General features: G+C 45.2%; 15 protein-coding genes. 8 read left to right on the top strand and 7 right to left on the bottom strand.

What is annotated here, in order from left to right:
* Positions 1–39: 39 nt before the first annotated feature.
* The 4 genes from RH88_RS18230 to RH88_RS18215 form a co-directional block, all read right to left on the bottom strand.
* On the bottom strand, positions 40–1,068 hold the full coding sequence (locus tag RH88_RS18230) for a YcjF family protein (RefSeq protein WP_005598775.1): 1,029 nt from the start codon (positions 1,066–1,068) through the stop codon (positions 40–42).
* Complete coding sequence (locus tag RH88_RS18225) at positions 1,065–2,441, bottom strand: YcjX family GTP-binding protein (protein WP_005598774.1); 1,377 nt, start codon at positions 2,439–2,441, stop codon at positions 1,065–1,067. The genes RH88_RS18230 and RH88_RS18225 overlap by 4 nt, the downstream gene beginning before the upstream one ends.
* A gap of 150 nt (positions 2,442–2,591) precedes the next feature.
* Positions 2,592–2,777 (bottom strand): hypothetical protein, encoded by a 186-nt coding sequence (locus RH88_RS18220; protein ID WP_005598773.1) that lies wholly within the window; start codon positions 2,775–2,777, stop codon positions 2,592–2,594.
* Positions 2,778–2,960: 183 nt separating this feature from the next.
* Positions 2,961–4,481 carry a fumarate hydratase gene (locus RH88_RS18215; RefSeq protein WP_005598770.1) on the bottom strand — a complete coding sequence of 507 codons (1,521 nt, stop codon included), beginning with the start codon at positions 4,479–4,481 and terminating at the stop codon, positions 2,961–2,963.
* Between the two features lie 178 nt (positions 4,482–4,659).
* Here RH88_RS18215 and pabB point away from each other — a divergent pair, with 178 nt between their 5' ends.
* Positions 4,660–6,042: an aminodeoxychorismate synthase component 1 gene (pabB, locus tag RH88_RS18210; protein WP_005598768.1), complete on the top strand. Its 1,383-nt coding sequence runs from the start codon at positions 4,660–4,662 to the stop codon at positions 6,040–6,042.
* A 97-nt stretch (positions 6,043–6,139) separates the two neighbouring features.
* On the opposite strand, the gene RH88_RS18205 is transcribed toward pabB, so the two are convergent.
* Together RH88_RS18205 and RH88_RS18200 are read right to left on the bottom strand one after the other, a co-directional pair.
* Entirely contained in the window at positions 6,140–7,834 is a 1,695-nt protein-coding gene (locus tag RH88_RS18205) for an ATP-binding protein (RefSeq protein WP_005598765.1), read from the bottom strand.
* A 5-nt stretch (positions 7,835–7,839) separates the two neighbouring features.
* Positions 7,840–8,382: a heme NO-binding domain-containing protein gene (locus RH88_RS18200; protein ID WP_005598763.1), complete on the bottom strand. Its 543-nt coding sequence runs from the start codon at positions 8,380–8,382 to the stop codon at positions 7,840–7,842.
* 162 nt (positions 8,383–8,544) lie between these two features.
* Between RH88_RS18200 and RH88_RS18195 the strand changes: the two genes are divergently transcribed.
* The 4 genes from RH88_RS18195 (at position 8,545) to RH88_RS18180 (ending at position 12,777) form a co-directional block, all read left to right on the top strand.
* On the top strand, positions 8,545–9,153 hold the full coding sequence (locus tag RH88_RS18195) for a CoA pyrophosphatase (RefSeq protein ID WP_005598761.1): 609 nt from the start codon (positions 8,545–8,547) through the stop codon (positions 9,151–9,153).
* 291 nt (positions 9,154–9,444) lie between these two features.
* Positions 9,445–10,698, top strand: a complete 1,254-nt coding sequence (locus RH88_RS18190) for an aromatic amino acid transport family protein (RefSeq protein ID WP_005598758.1) — start codon at positions 9,445–9,447, stop codon at positions 10,696–10,698.
* 91 nt (positions 10,699–10,789) lie between these two features.
* Positions 10,790–12,151 carry an L-serine ammonia-lyase gene (locus tag RH88_RS18185; protein ID WP_005598757.1) on the top strand — a complete coding sequence of 454 codons (1,362 nt, stop codon included), beginning with the start codon at positions 10,790–10,792 and terminating at the stop codon, positions 12,149–12,151.
* A 161-nt stretch (positions 12,152–12,312) separates the two neighbouring features.
* Complete coding sequence (locus tag RH88_RS18180; protein WP_005598755.1) at positions 12,313–12,777, top strand: GNAT family N-acetyltransferase; 465 nt, start codon at positions 12,313–12,315, stop codon at positions 12,775–12,777.
* Positions 12,778–12,875: 98 nt separating this feature from the next.
* On the opposite strand, the gene queD is transcribed toward RH88_RS18180, so the two are convergent.
* Complete coding sequence (gene queD, locus RH88_RS18175; protein WP_005598753.1) at positions 12,876–13,238, bottom strand: 6-carboxytetrahydropterin synthase QueD; 363 nt, start codon at positions 13,236–13,238, stop codon at positions 12,876–12,878.
* A 282-nt stretch (positions 13,239–13,520) separates the two neighbouring features.
* On the opposite strand from queD, the gene RH88_RS18170 reads away from it, so the two are divergent.
* The 3 genes from RH88_RS18170 to asnS all read left to right on the top strand — a co-directional run bounded on the left by RH88_RS18170 (position 13,521) and on the right by asnS (position 18,470).
* Positions 13,521–15,140, top strand: coding sequence for a methyl-accepting chemotaxis protein (locus RH88_RS18170; RefSeq protein WP_005598752.1), 1,620 nt, complete (start codon positions 13,521–13,523; stop codon positions 15,138–15,140).
* A gap of 216 nt (positions 15,141–15,356) precedes the next feature.
* A complete protein-coding gene (locus tag RH88_RS18165) occupies positions 15,357–16,712 on the top strand; it encodes a leucine-rich repeat-containing protein kinase family protein (RefSeq protein WP_005598751.1) in 1,356 nt (451 codons plus the stop codon).
* Positions 16,713–17,069: 357 nt separating this feature from the next.
* Positions 17,070–18,470 (top strand): asparagine--tRNA ligase, encoded by a 1,401-nt coding sequence (asnS, locus tag RH88_RS18160; protein ID WP_005598750.1) that lies wholly within the window; start codon positions 17,070–17,072, stop codon positions 18,468–18,470.
* Positions 18,471–18,552 lie beyond the last annotated feature (82 nt).

The following is an 18,552-nucleotide window of genomic DNA, read 5'->3' as shown; positions in this document are numbered from 1 at the left end:
CTCGTCAAGCAAAGCGATATCACTTGCTTCACATTCACGCTATTTGACCGAGATAGACGCGACTTTCGCCACAATTTGCTTGCGAATTGATGACAGTTTAACCGCTCGCTCTGCTTGCCAAGGCATTGGGCGCAATAAAGATATTGCCTTAATGCCTAATCGAGCCGTCAGAATCCCAACTCCAAGCCCCTGCCCTGCCCGTGCTGACAGTTTGCCAGCCAGATCCATCGAGAGTAAATCCATACTCGCATCAATCGCTAACTCACTCGCGCCTGCTGCCGCCATATTGACCAATGTCGATTTGAACAGTTGTAAACGCGACCAGTAACCCAGTTCAATACCGTATACTTGAGCCAAACTATCAATCATTTTGAAATTGCGCCAAGCCACCAGCAACATGTCTGCCACTGCCAGTGGACTAATGGCCACTAATGCCGCCGACTCTGTTGCGTGTTTCGACACGATCTGAGTCGCGAGTTTGTCTTGTTCCGCTATCACCATGGCATCATACATATCCAGCACTTCAGCATCACTGTGAGAGCCATTGACGGAATTAACCCAACGGTCATAACTCGGTGAGTGCGGTTGAATTCCACCTTGTTTCGCTAGCTGCTGACAAAATGCTTTCCCTTGCCCCACACTGTCACTGGCCAACAAAGATTCACTCTGTTCTTGCACTGAAAAGTGATTGCGTAAGCGACGCAGCTTCCACAACTCTTTCGCCATGGCACCAATGCCCAATGCCGCCAACGTTGAGACAAAGCCAGCCCAACCGAGTGCCAGCCAATCTGCGGTTTGAATTGCGGTAATAACTGTATCGATTGCTTGCCAGCCGACCAAGGCAGAAAACACACTGAGTAAGCCAGCACTTAACCACTTTCGGCCGGACTTTGGACGAATCACATGATCAAGCTGTTGCTCTACATCCGCGCCTTGCGGCTCTTCTATCTCGCTAGGCACAAACTTTTCTGATGGTTGGAATTGAATTTGCGCCGTTAATTCTTGTTCTGGCTTTGATGCTTGGTTTAATGGTTGATCAAAGAGCTGTTTAGATTTGAATTCGCTCATTTTAGTTTGTCTCCAATCAGCAATTCTAATGCTTTATCAATGCGAATATGCGGCAGTGGCTCATCTTGATGCGTGACCAATGGTTTAAAGGCGGTAAACTCAAACCCCTTTTGTTGCCAATACGATGCCGACGGCAGTTTTCGCGGTACTTCGCCGGGATAAACCGTGATGGCTTGGTCATTCATTGTTGTCCCTTGAATCGCGGGGATTGATTGTTCCCCTTGATTGATAAAACCCGTTTGTGTCGCTTGTATCGATGCCATGCTGATACAGCTCATTTCAATATTCTCAAATGAGGCGGTTTGCCACGCTGGGTGAACCATCTGTTGTAGCAATGACACTAAGTTTGGATGCTGATCAGGGGTAATATGATCGGCCTTAGTGGCTGCAAACAAGATTTTATCAATACGCGGCGCGAACAGACGCTTTAGCAACGAACTGCGCCCATAACGAAAACTGTGCATGATCTGCTCGAGGGCATTACGCATGTCCATAAAGGATTCGTAGCCAGCATTCAGTGGCTGTAAACAATCCACCAAGACAATTTGGCGATCAAATGTAGCAAAGTGATGTTTATAAAACGCTTTAACCACTTTGGTTTGGTATTCATGATAACGCGCTTTTAGCATCGCCAAATTACTGTGCTTGTCTGCTTTTACATCGGCATCAAAGCGACATGGAAAAAACTGCAACACTGGTGCGCCTTCCAGTTCACCCGGTAAGACAAATCGTCCCGGCTGGACCCAATGCAAACCATTGTCTTTACAATCATGCAGATATTGAGTGTAAGTTTGTGCAATCGACGCTAATTGACTTTCGCTCACTTCAGCACTTAAATCGAGCGTTTCCAATTGTTCTAACCATGGTTTAGCTAACTCTAAACGCAACCCTTTTAAAGCACTAAATTGGCTTTGACACCAAGCCGAAAAGTCCATATCCAGTAAGGGAAGATCAAGCAGCCATTCGCCCGGATAATCAATAATATCGAGGTTTAATGTCGCGGTATTGCCGAACAATCTTTTGGTCTTCTTACTTGGCTTATATTTGAGTGCTAGGCGAATTTCACTGACATCGCGAGTCGGTTCAGGCCAATTAGGTTGTTCACCTTGTAATTGCTGCATTGCCTCATCGTAGGCAAAACGTGGCACCATCATGTTAGATTGTGGTTCGCGCTTAGCGCCTACTAAACGCTTATCGCGACTGGCACTGAGTAAAGGTAATTGGCTGTGAGTCGAGGTATGAAGTAACTGATTAACCAGTGAGGTGATAAACGCCGTTTTCCCCGCGCGCGATAAACCCGTGACAGCAATGCGCACATGCGAGTCCATACTACGGTGTAAAAAATCGTTCACTTCTTGCTGAATATTCTTCATTGAATCTCTCGTTAACGGATAACCGTACCTAGGGTAACCAATACAACATTAATCTTGGATGAACAAAAAAACCTCTGAGGTTCATCAGAGGTTTAATGTATATCATAGTCGCCCGAAAGGCGCAGTGTTGTTGACTAATTCTAGAGCGGATTAATCATCTTCAATCAGTTTATAAATGACAAACAGTGCGATTTCGAGCAAGACAAACAACACACAAGTGATGGTGACGTACTTAACGTCGAAGATGCTGATGCCATGAAGGATCAAATCGTAACCAACAAACGCACCCACCACGGCTGCAATGATGATTTGTAGAATTTGGATAAAGCGAGGCATTGCGCTCCCCCTGTTATTTTGTCTTATGAATGTTGATTCCCAAGTAGCTTCGAGATGCTTGGTTGGTGAAAAGTTTCACCGACTTGCCTCTTGGAGTTACTTGGTCATAGATAGTATATAGACAAAAAGTGCAGCTTTCGCGGCACTTTTGTCATTTTTTGGCAACTTATTCAGTGTCTTGACTTAATCAAGTTCCATTTCTTGGATTTTTACTTTCCAAGTGTCAGGGCCAATCTGGTGTGCATTGGCACCATTTGAGTCCACAGCAACCGTTACCGGCATATCTTCTACTTCAAACTCGTAGATCGCTTCCATACCCAAATCTTCAAACGCTACTACGCGGGCTTTTTTGATCGCTTTCGCCACTAAGTAGGCCGCACCACCAACTGCCATTAGATAAACCGCTTTATGCTGTTTAATCGATTCCACGGTTGCTGGCCCACGTTCCGCTTTACCAATCATACCCATAATGCCCGTTTCATTAAGCATCATGTCGGTGAACTTATCCATGCGTGTCGAGGTTGTAGGGCCAGCTGGACCCACCGCTTCATCGCCTACTGCGTCAACAGGACCAACGTAGTAAATAAATTTACCTTTAAAATCGACACCTTTCGGTAAACCTTCACCGTTTTCTAGCATGCCCTGAATGCGTTTATGCGCCGCGTCACGTCCGGTTAGAATTTTACCTGAGAGCAAGACGGTCTCGCCGGTTTTCCATTCTTCTACATCCGCTTGCGTCACTTCATCAAGATTGACACGACGGGTGTTGGCGCCCGCTTCCCAAGTGATGTCTGGCCACTCTTCAAGTTTTGGTGGTGTTAATTCTGCAGGGCCGCTACCGTCGAGCGTAAAATGAACGTGGCGCGTAGCTGCACAGTTTGGAATTAAGCACACCGGCTTAGAGGCTGCGTGTGTTGGTGCGGTTTTGATCTTCACATCCACCACGGTCGTCAACCCGCCTAAACCTTGTGCACCAATGCCAAGTTTGTTCACACGATTGAAAATATCTAAACGCAGCTCTTCTTCCGCATTTTGTGGACCACGATCGATAAGCTCTTGAATATCGATATGTTCCATCAATGATTCTTTGGCCAGCACAGCAGCTTTTTCCGCCGTCCCACCAATACCAATACCCAGCATGCCCGGAGGACACCAACCTGCTCCCATTAACGGCAAGGTTTTTTCTACCCATTCAGCCACATCATCTGATGGGTTGAGCATCACCATTTTGGTTTTATTTTCGCTACCGCCGCCTTTAGCCGCTATTTGAATCTCAACATTATTCCCCGGCACCATATTAATGTGCACAACCGCAGGCGTGTTGTCTTTGGTGTTAATACGTTTACCCGCTGGATCCATTAAAACAGAAGCTCGTAATGGGTTATCTGGATTGGTGTACGCTTCACGTACGCCCGCATCCACCATCTGCTGAACCGTCATATCGGTGGAGTCCCATTGAACGCCCATACCAATATTCACAAAGCAAGTAACGATGCCTGTATCCTGGCAAATTGGTCGATGACCTTCCGCCGACATACGAGAGTTAATCAAAATCTGGGCGATCGCATCCTTTGCCGCCTGACTTTCTTCACGATGATAAGCTTTTTCCAGCGCTTGAACGAAATCGAGCGGATGGTAGTAAGAAATATATTGCAGCGCATCAGCAACACTGCTGATCACATCCTGTTTGCGGATTATAGTCATTACTTGCCTCTTATTTGCTTCCGTTTATTCCCACTTTATTTAAACGTTTGCTATCGCGCTCTGAGTACGCTTCGCCATCAACCTTTATTCAAAGTAGCGGGTTATGATTTGGTTATGATACTCTTGCTTTCCTCAACGCGCCACGAAGTGAACGATCTCTTTGTCACAAATTAAACAAATGAATAACAGTCAATCAAATTGCTTACAAATCAAACAGATTTCCTACTCTTCTGATCTAGCTTGCCGCCTGTTCGCCCCTATTGCCCAGCAACATTGGGTGATGTTACTGCGCTCAGCATCTTCGCAACATGTCGACAGCCGATACGATATCTTAGTGGCGAATCCTCTGGTGACATTGACCACCTTTGGAGAGACAACAGTAATCACTGAGCAAGATGAACAAACTCGTTCTGAACAAGACCCATTTCGTTTGATTGAGCAAATACAGCAAACGCATTTGGGCGCTTGTGATTATGAGGGTGATTTACCATTTGTTGGCGGCGCGTTAGGTTATTTTTCTTATGATTTAGGTCGTCGAGTTGAATCAATTCCGGCGTTAGCCGAGCACGATATCTCTTCGCCAGATATGGCGGTGGGTATTTATGATTGGGCCGTTGTTATTGACCATCTACAGCAACAAGCTTGGGTCGTAGGTAACAATACCGACCAGCATTGGCAATGGCTACAGCAACAAGCGCAGCAGTATGATGAGCAACGGTGTACGCCATTTGCACTGCAAAGCCCATGGCAGTCAAACCTGACCAAAACTCAGTACCAAACTCGCTTTGAACAAGTGCAGCAATACCTTCTTTCTGGCGACTGCTACCAAATTAACCTTGCTCAACGTTTCAGTGCACAATACCAAGGTGATGAATGGCAAGCGTACCAAAAACTAGAGCAAGTAAACCAAGCGCCGTTTTCTGCCTTTATTCGTACCGAGCACAGCGCCATTTTGAGTGTCTCCCCTGAACGATTCTTGCAAGTGAATGACAACGTCATTGAAACCAAACCTATTAAGGGTACACGTCCGCGTTTTGTCGATGAAACTCTCGATAGAGCCTCTGCTCTCGAGCTCTCCTTAGCCGAGAAAGACCAAGCCGAAAACTTGATGATTGTCGATTTGCTGCGTAATGACGTCGGTCGCGTAGCAAAACCCGGGACCGTGCATGTACCAAAGCTATTTGATATCGAAAGCTTCCCTGCCGTTCATCACTTAGTCAGTACCATCAAAGCAGAATTAGATGAAAACTATACTGCCGTTGATTTGTTGCGCGCCAGTTTCCCCGGCGGCTCCATTACAGGAGCACCAAAAGTGCGCGCGATGGAAATTATCGAAGAGCTAGAGCCACACCGACGCAATGCCTATTGCGGTAGTATTGGTTATATCAGCCGTCATGGGCGTATGGATACCAGCATTACCATTCGCACTCTGGTGGCGGAGAAAGGTCAATTGTACGTCTGGGCAGGCGGAGGCTTAGTCGCAGATAGTTTGTGTGATGCGGAATATCAAGAAACCTTCGATAAATTGAGCCGCATTTTACCGGTGCTAGAAAACGCGTAACGGCTTATTTCTGCTCTTGACCGCGAAACATAAATAACAATTAGTAAGTAGCGAGAAACGTAAGTCGCGACAAACAAAGCAATGGATCTGACGCTCGTTAGATCCATTTTTCTATCATCAATTTCAAATCTGCAGCGGTATAGGGCTTGGTGAGGATATCGTCCATACCACTCTCAATGCAGCGCTCGCGTTCTTCAAGCGTTGTTCCTGCGGTTAACGCAATAATGGGACGTGAATAATGATGAGTGCGTAAGTAACTCGCCGCCTCAAAACCATCCATTTCAGGCATGCGGCAGTCCATAAAGATCAAATCGTACTGGCCTTGTTCTGCGGCTTTAATTGCTTCAAGGCCGTTTTCGGCAAGATCTGGTTCAATCGCAAATTTTTTCAGCATTTGATTGATGATCACTTGGTTCATACGAATATCATCAACCACCAAAACAGCTAAACTCTCCAGAGTCTTGTGTACTCGTTGTGTCTGCAAGGCTTCGGTATTTTGAGCAGGTTGATGCGCAACACTCAACGGTAATTGAATTGAGAACGTACTGCCCTCGCCAACATCGCTTTCAAAGCCGATCTGCCCATCCATTAATTCAACCAAATTTTTACAAATCGCTAAACCAAGCCCGGTCCCTTCAAAACTTCGTTTGGTCGTTCGATCAGCCTGAACGAAGGGATCGAACAACTCTGCTTGAGCTTGTTGTGGAATACCACACCCAGTATCCGAAACCAACACGTGTAAATTATCCTCTTGCCACGACGCCGACACTTCCACTTTCCCCTCAGAGGTAAACTTAATCGCGTTACCAATCAAATTGACCAAAATCTGACTGATGCGCTCGAAGTCAGCATAAAACGCCGCTGGCATATTGGGCGATTCCTCGATGATAAAGAAAATGCGTTTCTCTTGGGCTCGGGGAGAAAAAATGCCATTGAGCATGCTTTTCAAATCATGCCAACTGAAATGGGTGGGAAACAATTCCATCATTCCCGCACTCATTTTACTGTAATCGAGCAAGTCATTGATGATGTGTCTTAAAAGGTCACCAGAGTGCGTTAAATTGGTCAGCAATTGCATTTGCTGGTTATTCAACGGCGTGTCCGACAATAACTCCGCACTGCCAAGTAAGCCATTAAGCGGGGTTCTCAACTCATGGTTAATCATCGCCACAAACTCTTTGGTGGCTCGTTCAGATTCTTCAGCTTGTTTGCGGGCCTGCTGAGTTTTTTCCACCATCAATTGGCGGCTAATCGCGCTGCAAAGTAACTCAACCACCAAAGTTAGCTGACTGGAAATAAAACGCGGTTCAATATCACTAAGATCAACATCAACACACAACTGCCCGATCAACTTATGATCGACTTCGAGTGGTAAGTGAAGAATATTGCCTTGCCAATATTCATTCTTTTTGGGTTCCGAAACGAATGACTGCATGACGCCAAATTCACTGCCGAGCACTGTCGATAACGTTGCTGGCACAAGGTGAAATTGGATACCGTAAATGACAGAGCAAGCAGATAAACGCTCGAGAAAGCTCGATAACAAACCATCATCCAACGTCCGTGTTAAAAACGCGCGACCAAAGTGAATAAGGGTTTCGCTGATATGACCTTCAAACTCGAGTTTTTGTAACCCTTGTAAGTTTTGGCTTTCTAACTGACCAAGCACTAATTTGAGCTGCTGATTTGCCTCATAAAGCTCAAGGCTTTTTTGCTCGAGCAAAGACTCAGCCGCTTTTCTCGCCGCCCTTTCTCGGGCGACTTTGCGTTCTAATGCACTACTGCTATCCATCGCGTTCATTCAACCAGTGAGAGATAAAAACGCACATGGCTATTATCGGCCGTTTCACTGGTCATGGTGATTTCAAGGATTTCATTAAAATGCTCGGCACAACCTTTGACTAAGCCAAGACAAACATGAGACATGCAACGAGCGCTTTTATAGTCGAACACCATTTCGGTTTCCGTTTCGGAAATAAATTCAAATTTAGGTGGATTCGCCTCTGCGTAGAGCTTTTTCACTTCTATATGAATGTAATCTTCTACTAAACGTACAAATTGAAAAGAGTTTTTGCATTCGCCTAAACTGGCTTTATTCGGTAGGGATGCGTATAGATTGAGGAAAACAGACTGACCAAACACTTGCTGTAGATCTTCCGCGGAAATTCCCGTCTTTTGACTCAGTAGCACGATCAGTTTGACCAAATTGCGATGGTCGTAACTGCCAATAGAGGTATAGATACCCTCGTCATTCGCTTCAAGTAATAACTCATCCAATAATTCCAGCCCAAATTTCTGCTCCACAAGATCCAGAAATTCAGTAAATATGATTCCTTTCATGCCCAGCCCTTTATCGTGGTTTTCTACTAATCTCTTTTCAACTACTTACCTTTCGATATATAGAGCACCTTGAGGTAGAGTGACGAGTTCGCTAACCTTTTATATATTATTCAAAGCATGATCTATAAAACTGGCTTTTTCAAATACCTATAGGAAGTTAATGTGCATATCCCCCCGAGCAGGCAACAACTCATTCAGCGCTTTTCGTTACAGCAGCCGGCCGCCTATCATCGGGAATCGCTTAAACGACTCGATCATTTGCAAGATCAGACTTTGCGCAAAGCGGCGGTATTGATTGGATTTGTTGAACGAGAGAACGGATTAAATGTGCTCTTTACCAAACGTGCAGCGCATTTAAAGCACCATCCGGGGCAAGTGAGCTTTCCTGGCGGAAAATATGAACTCGAGGATGGCTCACTACGTGCAACCGCATTGCGAGAAACGCATGAAGAGATCGGGGTCTTTGCACAGCAAATTGAGATATTTGGACAGATGCCCGAACTGCCAACAATTAGCCAGTTTTCGGTAACGCCGTACCTTGCTTTCATTGATGCAAATTATTTTGCAGCAATCGATCATAACGAGGTGGAATCGGTTTTCGAGGTACCTGTCGAAATCGTACTCGACCCGAAACATCTCTACAGCGACACTTTTTGCGTAAAACAGCAACACCACCGTGTATTTGCCATCAACTATCAAGGGCAATTTATTTGGGGAATGACCGCGCAAATCATCCACGCATTGCAAAATCATATTATGCATCAATGTTAATAAAAGCAACGATTGGTCAACAAACGCTCACATTAGTGAAATCAACGCTCAACCCCGCAAACGTTTCCCTTGCGCAAAATAACGTCAGCTTATCCAGTTGATAAGTTTTTCTAATGCGTCACATTAAGATAAATCAGGTGTGGCACGTCATTTTCGTGACAATAAACTCCTTTTTGGAATATCATATTATCAGTCCCATCAATTTGTGATTTAGATCTAATAATTGTGCAATCCTTTTGTGCAGAATTGCACGCAACTTATTACCTGTTCCCAAAAAATGAGTATCCCAATATGAGTTCTACTACTTCAACGGCATCTACGGTGCAATCATCGAGTAAGTTTACTTACAAAGATTTCACATGGTGTCTATCACTTTTCGGTACTGCTGTAGGTGCTGGCGTACTATTTCTTCCAATTAAAGCGGGTGCTGGCGGTTTCTGGCCATTAGTTATGCTAGCCCTAATCGCAGCTCCTATGACTTGGTTTGCTCACAAGTCTCTAGCTCGTTTTGTACTTTCTGCTAAAAACCCTGAATCAGATATCACTGATACTGTTGAAGAACACTTTGGTAAAACTGGCGCAAACCTTATTACTTTCGCCTACTTCTTCGCCATTTACCCTATCGTTCTGATCTACGGTGTTGGTATCACAAACACAGTCGACTCTTTCCTAGTTAACCAAATGGGCATGGAATCTATTCCTCGCTGGTTACTGTCTGGTGCGCTTATTGCGGCTATGACTATGGGTGTAGTATTTGGTAAAGACCTAATGCTTAAGGCAACTTCTGCAATGGTTTACCCATTGGTTATTATCCTACTAGCACTGTCTGTATTCCTTATCCCTGATTGGAATACATCAATGGTTGAAGTTGCTCCTGATTTCAGCACAATGCCTATCGTTGTATGGTTAGCGATTCCAATCATCGTATTCTCATTCAACCACAGCCCTGTTATTTCTCAGTTTGCTAAAGAACAACGCATGAACTTTGGTGATGACGCAGTTAAGAAAACTGACGCAATCACTGGCGGTGCGGCAATGATGCTAATGGGCTTCGTTATGTTCTTCGTATTCTCTGTTGTTCTGTCTCTATCTCCAGAGCAGCTAGCAATGGCACAAGAGCAAAACATCTCTGTACTTTCATACCTTGCAAACGTACACGACAACCCAATCATCTCTTACATGGGTCCTGTTGTTGCTTTCGCTGCGATTACTTCTAGCTACTTCGGTCACTTCCTAGGTGCTCACGAAGGTCTAGTTGGTCTAATCAAATCTCGTGCTTCTACTCCAGTAAGCACTATTGAGAAAGGTTCACTAATCTTCATCGTAATCACTACTTGGATTGTTGCAATCATCAACCCAAGCATCCTAGGTATGATTGAAACAATGGGCGCACCAATGATCGCGGCTATCTTGTTCCTTCTACCTGTGTTCGCAATGAAGAAAGTTCCTGCGATGGCGAAGTACAAAACTTCTGCACCTGTACAGATTTTCACAGTTATCTGTGGTCTTGCAGCGATTACTTCTGTAATCTACGGCGCTCTTTAATTACCCCTGTAAACTTGGGTAGTTAAAACAAAAATATAATGATAATTCTAAGCCTCCCTCTCTAGGGAGGCTTGCTTTTGAGGTAATCGATATGATTAGTGTTTTTGACATCTATAAGATCGGTGTTGGTCCTTCTAGTTCTCACACTGTAGGCCCAATGAAAGCGGGTAAAGAATTTATTGATGATCTTCGTTCAATGGGAAAATTGCGCGACATCACTAAAATCACCGTGGACGTTTATGGATCACTATCACTGACAGGGAAAGGTCACCACACCGATATCGCTATCATCATGGGTCTTGCTGGCAACACCCCTGAAAAAGTCGACATCGATTCTATTGCAAGCTTCATTGCACGCGTAGAAGAAACTGAACGCCTTCCTGTTGGCATGCACTGTCACACAGTATCGTTCCCTAAAGATGGCGGTATGAACTTCCATACTTCTAACTTATCGCTACACGAAAACGGCATGCAGATCCACGCTTGGATCGATGACGAAGTCGCGTACTCGAAAACGTATTACTCTATCGGTGGTGGTTTCATCGTCGATGAAGAAAACTTTGGTAAAGAAGAAGAAAACCCAATCAAGGTTCCTTTCCCGTTCACAACCGCTGAAGAGCTTGTGGATCAATGTAAAGAGCATGGGCTTTCTATCAGCGCTTTGGTTATGAAAAACCAAGCGGCTCTACACTCAGATGAAGAGTCTCGCACTTACTTTGCTAACATCTGGAAAACCATGCGTGAAGGTATGGATCGTGGTATGAATACTGAAGGTATTCTTCCTGGTCCACTACGCGTACCTCGCCGTGCAGCAGCACTGCGTCAACAGTTGCTAACGTCAGAGAAAACCTCTAACGATCCAATGGCTGTGGTTGACTGGGTAAACATGTTTGCTTTCGCAGTAAACGAAGAGAACGCAGCTGGTGGCCGTGTTGTTACCGCGCCAACCAATGGTGCATGTGGCATCATCCCTGCTGTACTTGCGTACTACGACAAGTTCATTCAAACCGTGACAGAGAAAGATTACATCCGTTACTTCGCCGCTTCTGGCGCGATCGGTGGTCTTTACAAGCGTAACGCTTCTATCTCTGGTGCGGAAGTAGGCTGTCAGGGCGAAGTTGGCGTAGCATGTTCTATGGCAGCAGCTGGCCTTGCAGAGCTTATGGGCGGTAGTCCTGAGCAAGTCTGTATGGCAGCTGAAATCGGCATGGAACACAACCTAGGTCTAACATGTGACCCTGTTGCGGGCCAAGTACAAGTACCATGTATCGAGCGTAACGGTATTGCTGCAGTAAAAGCAATCAACTCAACTCGTATGGCACTACGTCGTTCTTCAGCTCCAACCGTTTCTCTAGACAAAGTTATCGAAACAATGCTAGAAACCGGTAAAGATATGAACGCAAAATACCGCGAAACGTCTCAAGGCGGCCTAGCAATTAAAGTTATCTGCTAACTTTAGTAGTGAACAGCGGTCAAATTATTAGTAAAAGCATATTTTATTGATAATTAAGACGATATAATGGCGACTGTAATGGTCGCCATTTTTGTATGACCAATTTGAGAATCAGCCCCTGCTGAATCCCCCGTTGGTTACCGTAGTATTAATGAGGCAATATGATTGCGATAAAACCGGCCAAGCTGAAAGATTTCGCCAGTTTAATGCAGCTTGAAGTGCATCAAGAGCAGAAAGAAAACCACCTCCCCTTTGAAGAGGTGTACCACAATCGTTCTAAATATGAAGTGATTCTTGCGCTGTATTCTGAGCGCCAACCGATTGGTTATCTCGTATTAGACAAAGCCTTTTCTCACTATGCGACGTTTGCTCGTCGTAACGAGCTTGGCCTGAAATACATCGTCTTGGATAAGCACTATCAGCGCCAAGGCTTTGGTCGAGAAGCAATGCAGAAATTGTTTGTCTACGCCTATGCCGTCAATGGTGATAGTGACTCGCTGTGTGTCACTCTACCCGCAAAAGATGAAGCCTCACGCACCTTCTTCTCTCGCATTGGTTTTAGTGATACCGATAGTTTTTTCTATGGTAAAAGTGGCAAAGAGCGCATTATGCGCCATAGACTCTAGCGACATTAGATGTACGAATGCAAAAAAAGCCAATCTATTGATTGGCTTTTTTATGTATGCTCAACGCTGATTGACTCACATTAAATCGAGTCAAGTGATCACTCACCCTTATAAATACATCCAGCGGTGCACGTTTCTTTAATTTCTACTTTACTCAGCAAAGGTAACGCAGGCTTTAACTGTTGCCAAATCCATTTTGCTAGCACTTCACTGGTTGGGTTTTCTAACCCTTCAATATCATTTAAGTAGTAGTGGTCAAGACGATTGTAGATTGGTTTAAAAGCCGCTTTAATTTCGGCGAAATCAACCACCCAACCAGTATACGGGTCCACTTCCCCTTCAACATAAAGACGAACTAAAAAAGAGTGCCCGTGTAAACGACCACATTTGTGACCCTCTGGGACATGAGGCAAATGGTGTGCGGCCTCAAACATAAACTCTTTGTACAACTCTGTTTTCATCATTTTTCTCAGGCTTTCGTCAAGAAGCCGTCATACTAAAGCCTTGTAAGCAGAGTGACAAGCTCACATCTATCGCGATGGTCACTTTTCTTTTTCCCACAACATTGTTAGACCTTCCTCGCACACCCATTCACTAAGAAACATAACGGACACATGTTACTTACATCACAGTTACAGATGGAAGTTTTTGGTAATGGTCACATTCAAACCAGTTTCCTATGACATACGGTAATAAATATCCATAAAATTGTTACGTCTATTCTAGTAAAATGTAAAATAATAATGCGCTCTACAATAACTTTTAAACTCCTCGTCACGTTGGTCATGGTGTTTGGTTGTGTCCTTGCGATCTCGACTATCTATCAATATCAGCAGCAAAAACAACTTATCCACGACGTTCTCAGTCAACAGTTACATGATAAAGCCAGTAACTACTTTGATAGCCTGAATATGATGATGCTCACGGGCACCATGTCGCAAAAAGAAACACTGCGCGATAAAGCCTTAGCCCAAGATGGCATTGAACAAGTTCGTGTTCTCCGAGCTCCCGCCGTCGATAAGCTCTATGGCCCGGGCAATCCAAACCAAGCCGTACAAGATGATATCGATCAGCGTGCACTCAGCGGAGAGTTAGTTATCGAACCGATCAGTGCCGATTGGGGCAACGGACTGGTCGTCGCACTACCGATGAAATCGAGCCTTGATTACCGCGGCACCAACTGCGTTGGTTGCCATGCCGCACAAGAGGGCGAAGTGCTGGGAGCGATCCGCCTTGAATATAATATGAGTCATGTTAATTCTATGGTCAGCAAACAAGCGATGTTCGCCATGGGCATCATGGCTTCTATCACCTTTATCGGCTTTCTCTTTACGATGGGGCTAACCCGAAAAATTCTTGTACGACCTTTACAAAAAACCTCACGCTTTATGCTGCAAGTTGCCGAATCAAAAAATCTACTCGAGCGACTGCCAAGCAAACAAAATGATGAAATTGGCGTGTTGGCAAACTCGATTAACTCATTTATGGATACCGTCAGCGACAGCTTGCACAAAGTGCAACAAACCAGCCACTCACTGGCAGATTCCGCAGGCCAACTGACTGATGTGGCTCAATCTACCGATGATGCTGCCAACAATCAGCAAACTGAAACCAATGATGTACAGAGCAACATCAATAACATGTTGACTCAACAAGAGCAGACAGAACAAGCAACATTGGAGGCCTCGACATTAGTGAACCACACGGTGGATATCGTTACCCAAAGTGCAAGTAATGCACATAATGCCAGCGACGATATTAAGCTTTTAGTCGGTTCAATTGAGCAGGTAAAACAAAAGATCACAGCTCTGAATGATCAAACGACAGAAGTATCATCGATTCTTGAAGTCATTAGCGGCATAGCCGATCAAACCAATTTACTCGCATTGAATGCAGCTATTGAAGCAGCGCGCGCAGGTGAGCAAGGCCGTGGCTTTGCTGTGGTTGCAGAAGAAGTTCGTAACCTTGCAGGTCGCACCGCAGAAGCCACCAGCAATATTGAAACCATCATCGACCAATTCCAGCAAGGCAGTCGAGAATCTCTCATTTCAGTCGATAACGTATGCCAACAAGCCCATCAACGCTCGGAGGATGTAGAGTCTCTCTCCACCGCAATGCATAGCGTCGTAGATGAAATGCATCAAGTGCTTAACCATACGCAAAACATTGAGCAGCAAGCTCAGACCACCTCCTCGGTTGGTCATCACATTCAAAGCAAAATCGACACCATCACCGCTCACGCCAATGGGACCTCTCAATTGGCATCACAGACTCGAGACATCAGTTTAGATCTGGAAAACCTCTCCGAACGCTTGGAGCAATTGCTTAACCAATTCTCTTTAGAACAGCAGAAAAATAGCTGATCCCTGATGAGTCAATAGAGAGGTAATAACGGCGTTAACTGCCATCGCTGATATCGCAAGATCAAGGGTAAGTGTTTTTAATCGAACAAAATGAGGAAAACACTTACCTTATCCGCCCCCTTTCGCAATCTACCCGAATAGCGACTTTACACGTTTATCCCAACTCGATTATCAGATAGTATTGCGCGCTGTTTTTCACGCGTTAAGGTTAGCGTTTTGCATACTATTGAGCAGTTACAATCAGGTAAATTACACGGCATCACTCGTCTAGAGTTAAAACTAGGGTTAACTGAGTTTCCACTCGAAATCATCGAACTGGCTGACAGCTTAGAAATCCTCGATTTGTCAGATAATCAATTACATGATTTGCCAGATTGCTTGGCTCAATTACACCAGCTTAAAATCCTATTTCTAACCAACAACTGCTTTGAAACCATTCCAAGTGTATTAGCTCAATGCCCTAAATTGGAAATGATCAGTTTCAAATCGAATAAGTTGCAGCACATCTCTGCTGGCGCCCTACCCGACGATACCCGTTGGTTAATTTTAACTGACAACAAACTCACGCAACTGCCTGAAGATATGGGCCGTTTACATCGCCTGCAAAAGCTCGCATTGGCAGGAAACATGCTAACGGCACTGCCAGCATCAATGGCAGATTGCCAAAGCTTGGAGCTAGCCAGATTATCAGCCAACGCACTGAGTGCGCTGCCAGATTGGTTGTTCCAATTACCAAAGCTGAGCTGGCTCGCAATTGATGGCAACCCACTAAGCAGCGAGCAATCAAACCTCGACCGCGCGGACACATCATCACTAGCAATGATTCCGCAGGTGGCATTGGCCGACATTGAATTACTCGAGGTTATCGGTCAAGGTGCGTCTGGTGTGATTTACCGTGCGAAATGGCTTAAACAACCAACGGAACTGAGTGGCACTGATGCGTATATCGCAGTCAAGATTTTCAAAGGCGAAGTCACCAGTGATGGCTACCCACAAGATGAGCTACTCAACTGCTTACAAGCCGGTCATCACAGCAACTTAATCAAGGTCATCGCACAAATCAATCAAGCAGAAAAACTCGGTTTGGTGATGGAGTTGATCCCAAGAAACTTTGCCAACTTGGGGTTACCACCCTCGCTACAAACGTGCACTCGCGATACTTTCACGCCGAACTCTCACCATAAGTTAAGTGTGATTGTGACAATGCTGCAACAGATGGCTTCAGCGCTTGAGCATTTACATCGTCAGCAAGTGAGTCATGGTGATATCTACGCCCACAACACCATGTTTAACCACTCTGCTGAGATCCTTTTTGGTGATTTTGGCGCCGCAACCAATCTGGCTAAATTACCTGCGCAGCAGAGAGAGGCGATGCAAAGTATTGAGGTACGTGCACTGGGCTGTTTGATGGCTGATCTACTGACGCAGTTAGATCATACCACTCAACCAAATCAAGACGTGTTGGCTAAGTTGAGCGCACTCAGCGAAGATTGCATGCAATACACCGTCAAACAGCGACCGACATTTTCAGCGATTAACCACCAGCTACAACAACTTGCACCGCTCGCTTAGAGCTCGCCTTAGAGAGCATCTCGCCCCCATAGAGAGAAGCGCAGCGATACTGTTGCGCTCTTAGGTTGCAATGGCAAACCGACAAAGGCCTCCTTGTGTCGAGGGCACTGCTGGAGCAAGAAGCAGCACTTCTTGAACAATTTTCATCACCGCGCGAGACGGTACAATAAAATTAGTGCAATTATCTCTGTCAAAACGATAATAAAGGTTGAAGCGAACGATTTGACAGGTAATATGTCATTTCGATAAAAAAGTAATATCAACCTAATGTTTAGGCGTTTTTTTGGCCAAAATAGCCTTTATTAACGCTCAATGACCTTAGGTTTAATTTTTACCTCAATGGAGATTATTTTAAACATGACTTACGCGCCTGTTAAAGACGTATTGAGCGGTAAGCTAGCAGTAGACAGTCAAGTAACTGTTCGCGGCTGGATCCGTTCGCGTCGTGATTCCAAAGCTGGAATTTCATTCCTTGCCATCTATGACGGCTCTTGTTTCGACCCGATTCAGGCCGTGGTCCCAAATAATCTCAATAATTACAACGACGAAGTCCTTAAGCTAACGACTGGCTGTTCTGTTGAAGTTACGGGTACCATCGTTGCATCTCCTGCTGCAGGTCAAGCATTTGAACTTGCTGCAACGGAAGTAAAAGTGGTTGGTTGGGTTGAAGACGCAGAAACTTACCCGATGGCGAAAACTCGCCACTCGATCGAGTACCTACGTGAAGTTGCTCACCTACGCCCACGTACTAACGTGATCGGCGCAGTAGCACGTGTACGTAACTGCCTGTCGCAAGCTATTCACCGCTTCTACCACGAGCAAGGCTACTTCTGGGTTTCAGCACCACTGATCACTGCATCTGATGCAGAAGGTGCTGGTGAAATGTTCCGCGTATCAACGCTAGACATGGAAAACCTACCTCGCACAGACGCAGGTAAAGTAGATTACAACGAAGATTTCTTCGGCAAAGAAACGTTCCTAACCGTTTCTGGCCAGCTAAACGCTGAAGCTTACGCTTGTGCACTAAGCAAAGTTTACACCTTCGGTCCTACTTTCCGTGCTGAAAACTCAAACACCAGCCGCCACCTAGCGGAATTCTGGATGGTTGAGCCTGAAGTGGCTTTTGCGGATCTAAACGATGTGGCAAAACTGGCTGAAGACATGCTTAAGTTCGTATTCAAAGCTGTACTTGAAGAGTGCCGCGACGACCTTGAGTTCTTTGCATCTCGCATTGATAAAGAAGCGATTACTCGTCTAGAGCAATTCGTTTCTTCTGATTTCGCACAAGTTGATTACACTGACGCAATCCAAATCCTACTAGATTCTGGTAAGAAATTTGAATTTGACGTTGAGTGGGGCATCGACATGTCTTCTGAGCATGAACGATTCCTAGCTGAAGAGCACTTCAAAGCGCCAGTAATCGTGAAGAACTACCCGAAAGACATCAAAGCATTCTACATGCGTGCTAATGATGACGGTAAAACAGTTGCGGCGATGGACGTACTTGCACCAGGCATCGGTGAAATCATCGGTGGTTCTCAACGTGAAGAACGTCTAGAAATCCTAGATGAGCGTATGCGTGAAGTAGGTATCGACCCAGAGCATATGAGCTGGTATCGCGATCTACGTAAATACGGCACAGTACCTCACGCAGGCTTCGGTCTTGGTTTTGAGCGTCTAGTTTCTTACGTAACTGGTATGGGCAACGTTCGTGACGTGATCCCATTCCCACGTACTCCACGTTCAGCTAACTTCTAATTTGAAGTAAGTAGGAACGCAAAAAACCTCCGCATTGTCGGAGGTTTTTTTATATTGGCGCGAATCTTCTCTTGTTTATACC

This window comes from Vibrio scophthalmi LMG 19158 (genome assembly GCF_000222585.1).
In the GTDB taxonomy this organism is placed as follows: Bacteria; Pseudomonadota; Gammaproteobacteria; order Enterobacterales; family Vibrionaceae; genus Vibrio; species Vibrio scophthalmi.
This window is presented reverse-complemented; position numbering and strand designations above follow the sequence as displayed.

Excerpts from the sequence above, each read along its gene's own strand:
- RH88_RS18215 (WP_005598770.1), bottom strand. The coding sequence starts at position 4,481 with ATGACTATAATCCGCAAACAGGATGTGATCAGCAGTGTTGCTGATGCG.
- queD (WP_005598753.1), bottom strand. The coding sequence starts at position 13,238 with ATGAAAACAGAGTTGTACAAAGAGTTTATGTTTGAGGCCGCACACCAT.
- RH88_RS18190 (WP_005598758.1), top strand. The coding sequence starts at position 9,445 with ATGAGTTCTACTACTTCAACGGCATCTACGGTGCAATCATCGAGTAAG.
- RH88_RS18200 (WP_005598763.1), bottom strand. The coding sequence starts at position 8,382 with ATGAAAGGAATCATATTTACTGAATTTCTGGATCTTGTGGAGCAGAAA.
- RH88_RS18185 (WP_005598757.1), top strand. The coding sequence starts at position 10,790 with ATGATTAGTGTTTTTGACATCTATAAGATCGGTGTTGGTCCTTCTAGT.
- pabB (WP_005598768.1), top strand. The coding sequence starts at position 4,660 with ATGAATAACAGTCAATCAAATTGCTTACAAATCAAACAGATTTCCTAC.
- RH88_RS18230 (WP_005598775.1), bottom strand. The coding sequence starts at position 1,068 with ATGAGCGAATTCAAATCTAAACAGCTCTTTGATCAACCATTAAACCAA.
- RH88_RS18205 (WP_005598765.1), bottom strand. The coding sequence starts at position 7,834 with ATGGATAGCAGTAGTGCATTAGAACGCAAAGTCGCCCGAGAAAGGGCG.
- RH88_RS18180 (WP_005598755.1), top strand. The coding sequence starts at position 12,313 with ATGATTGCGATAAAACCGGCCAAGCTGAAAGATTTCGCCAGTTTAATG.
- RH88_RS18220 (WP_005598773.1), bottom strand. The coding sequence starts at position 2,777 with ATGCCTCGCTTTATCCAAATTCTACAAATCATCATTGCAGCCGTGGTG.
- asnS (WP_005598750.1), top strand. The coding sequence starts at position 17,070 with ATGACTTACGCGCCTGTTAAAGACGTATTGAGCGGTAAGCTAGCAGTA.
- RH88_RS18225 (WP_005598774.1), bottom strand. The coding sequence starts at position 2,441 with ATGAAGAATATTCAGCAAGAAGTGAACGATTTTTTACACCGTAGTATG.
- RH88_RS18170 (WP_005598752.1), top strand. The coding sequence starts at position 13,521 with ATGCGCTCTACAATAACTTTTAAACTCCTCGTCACGTTGGTCATGGTG.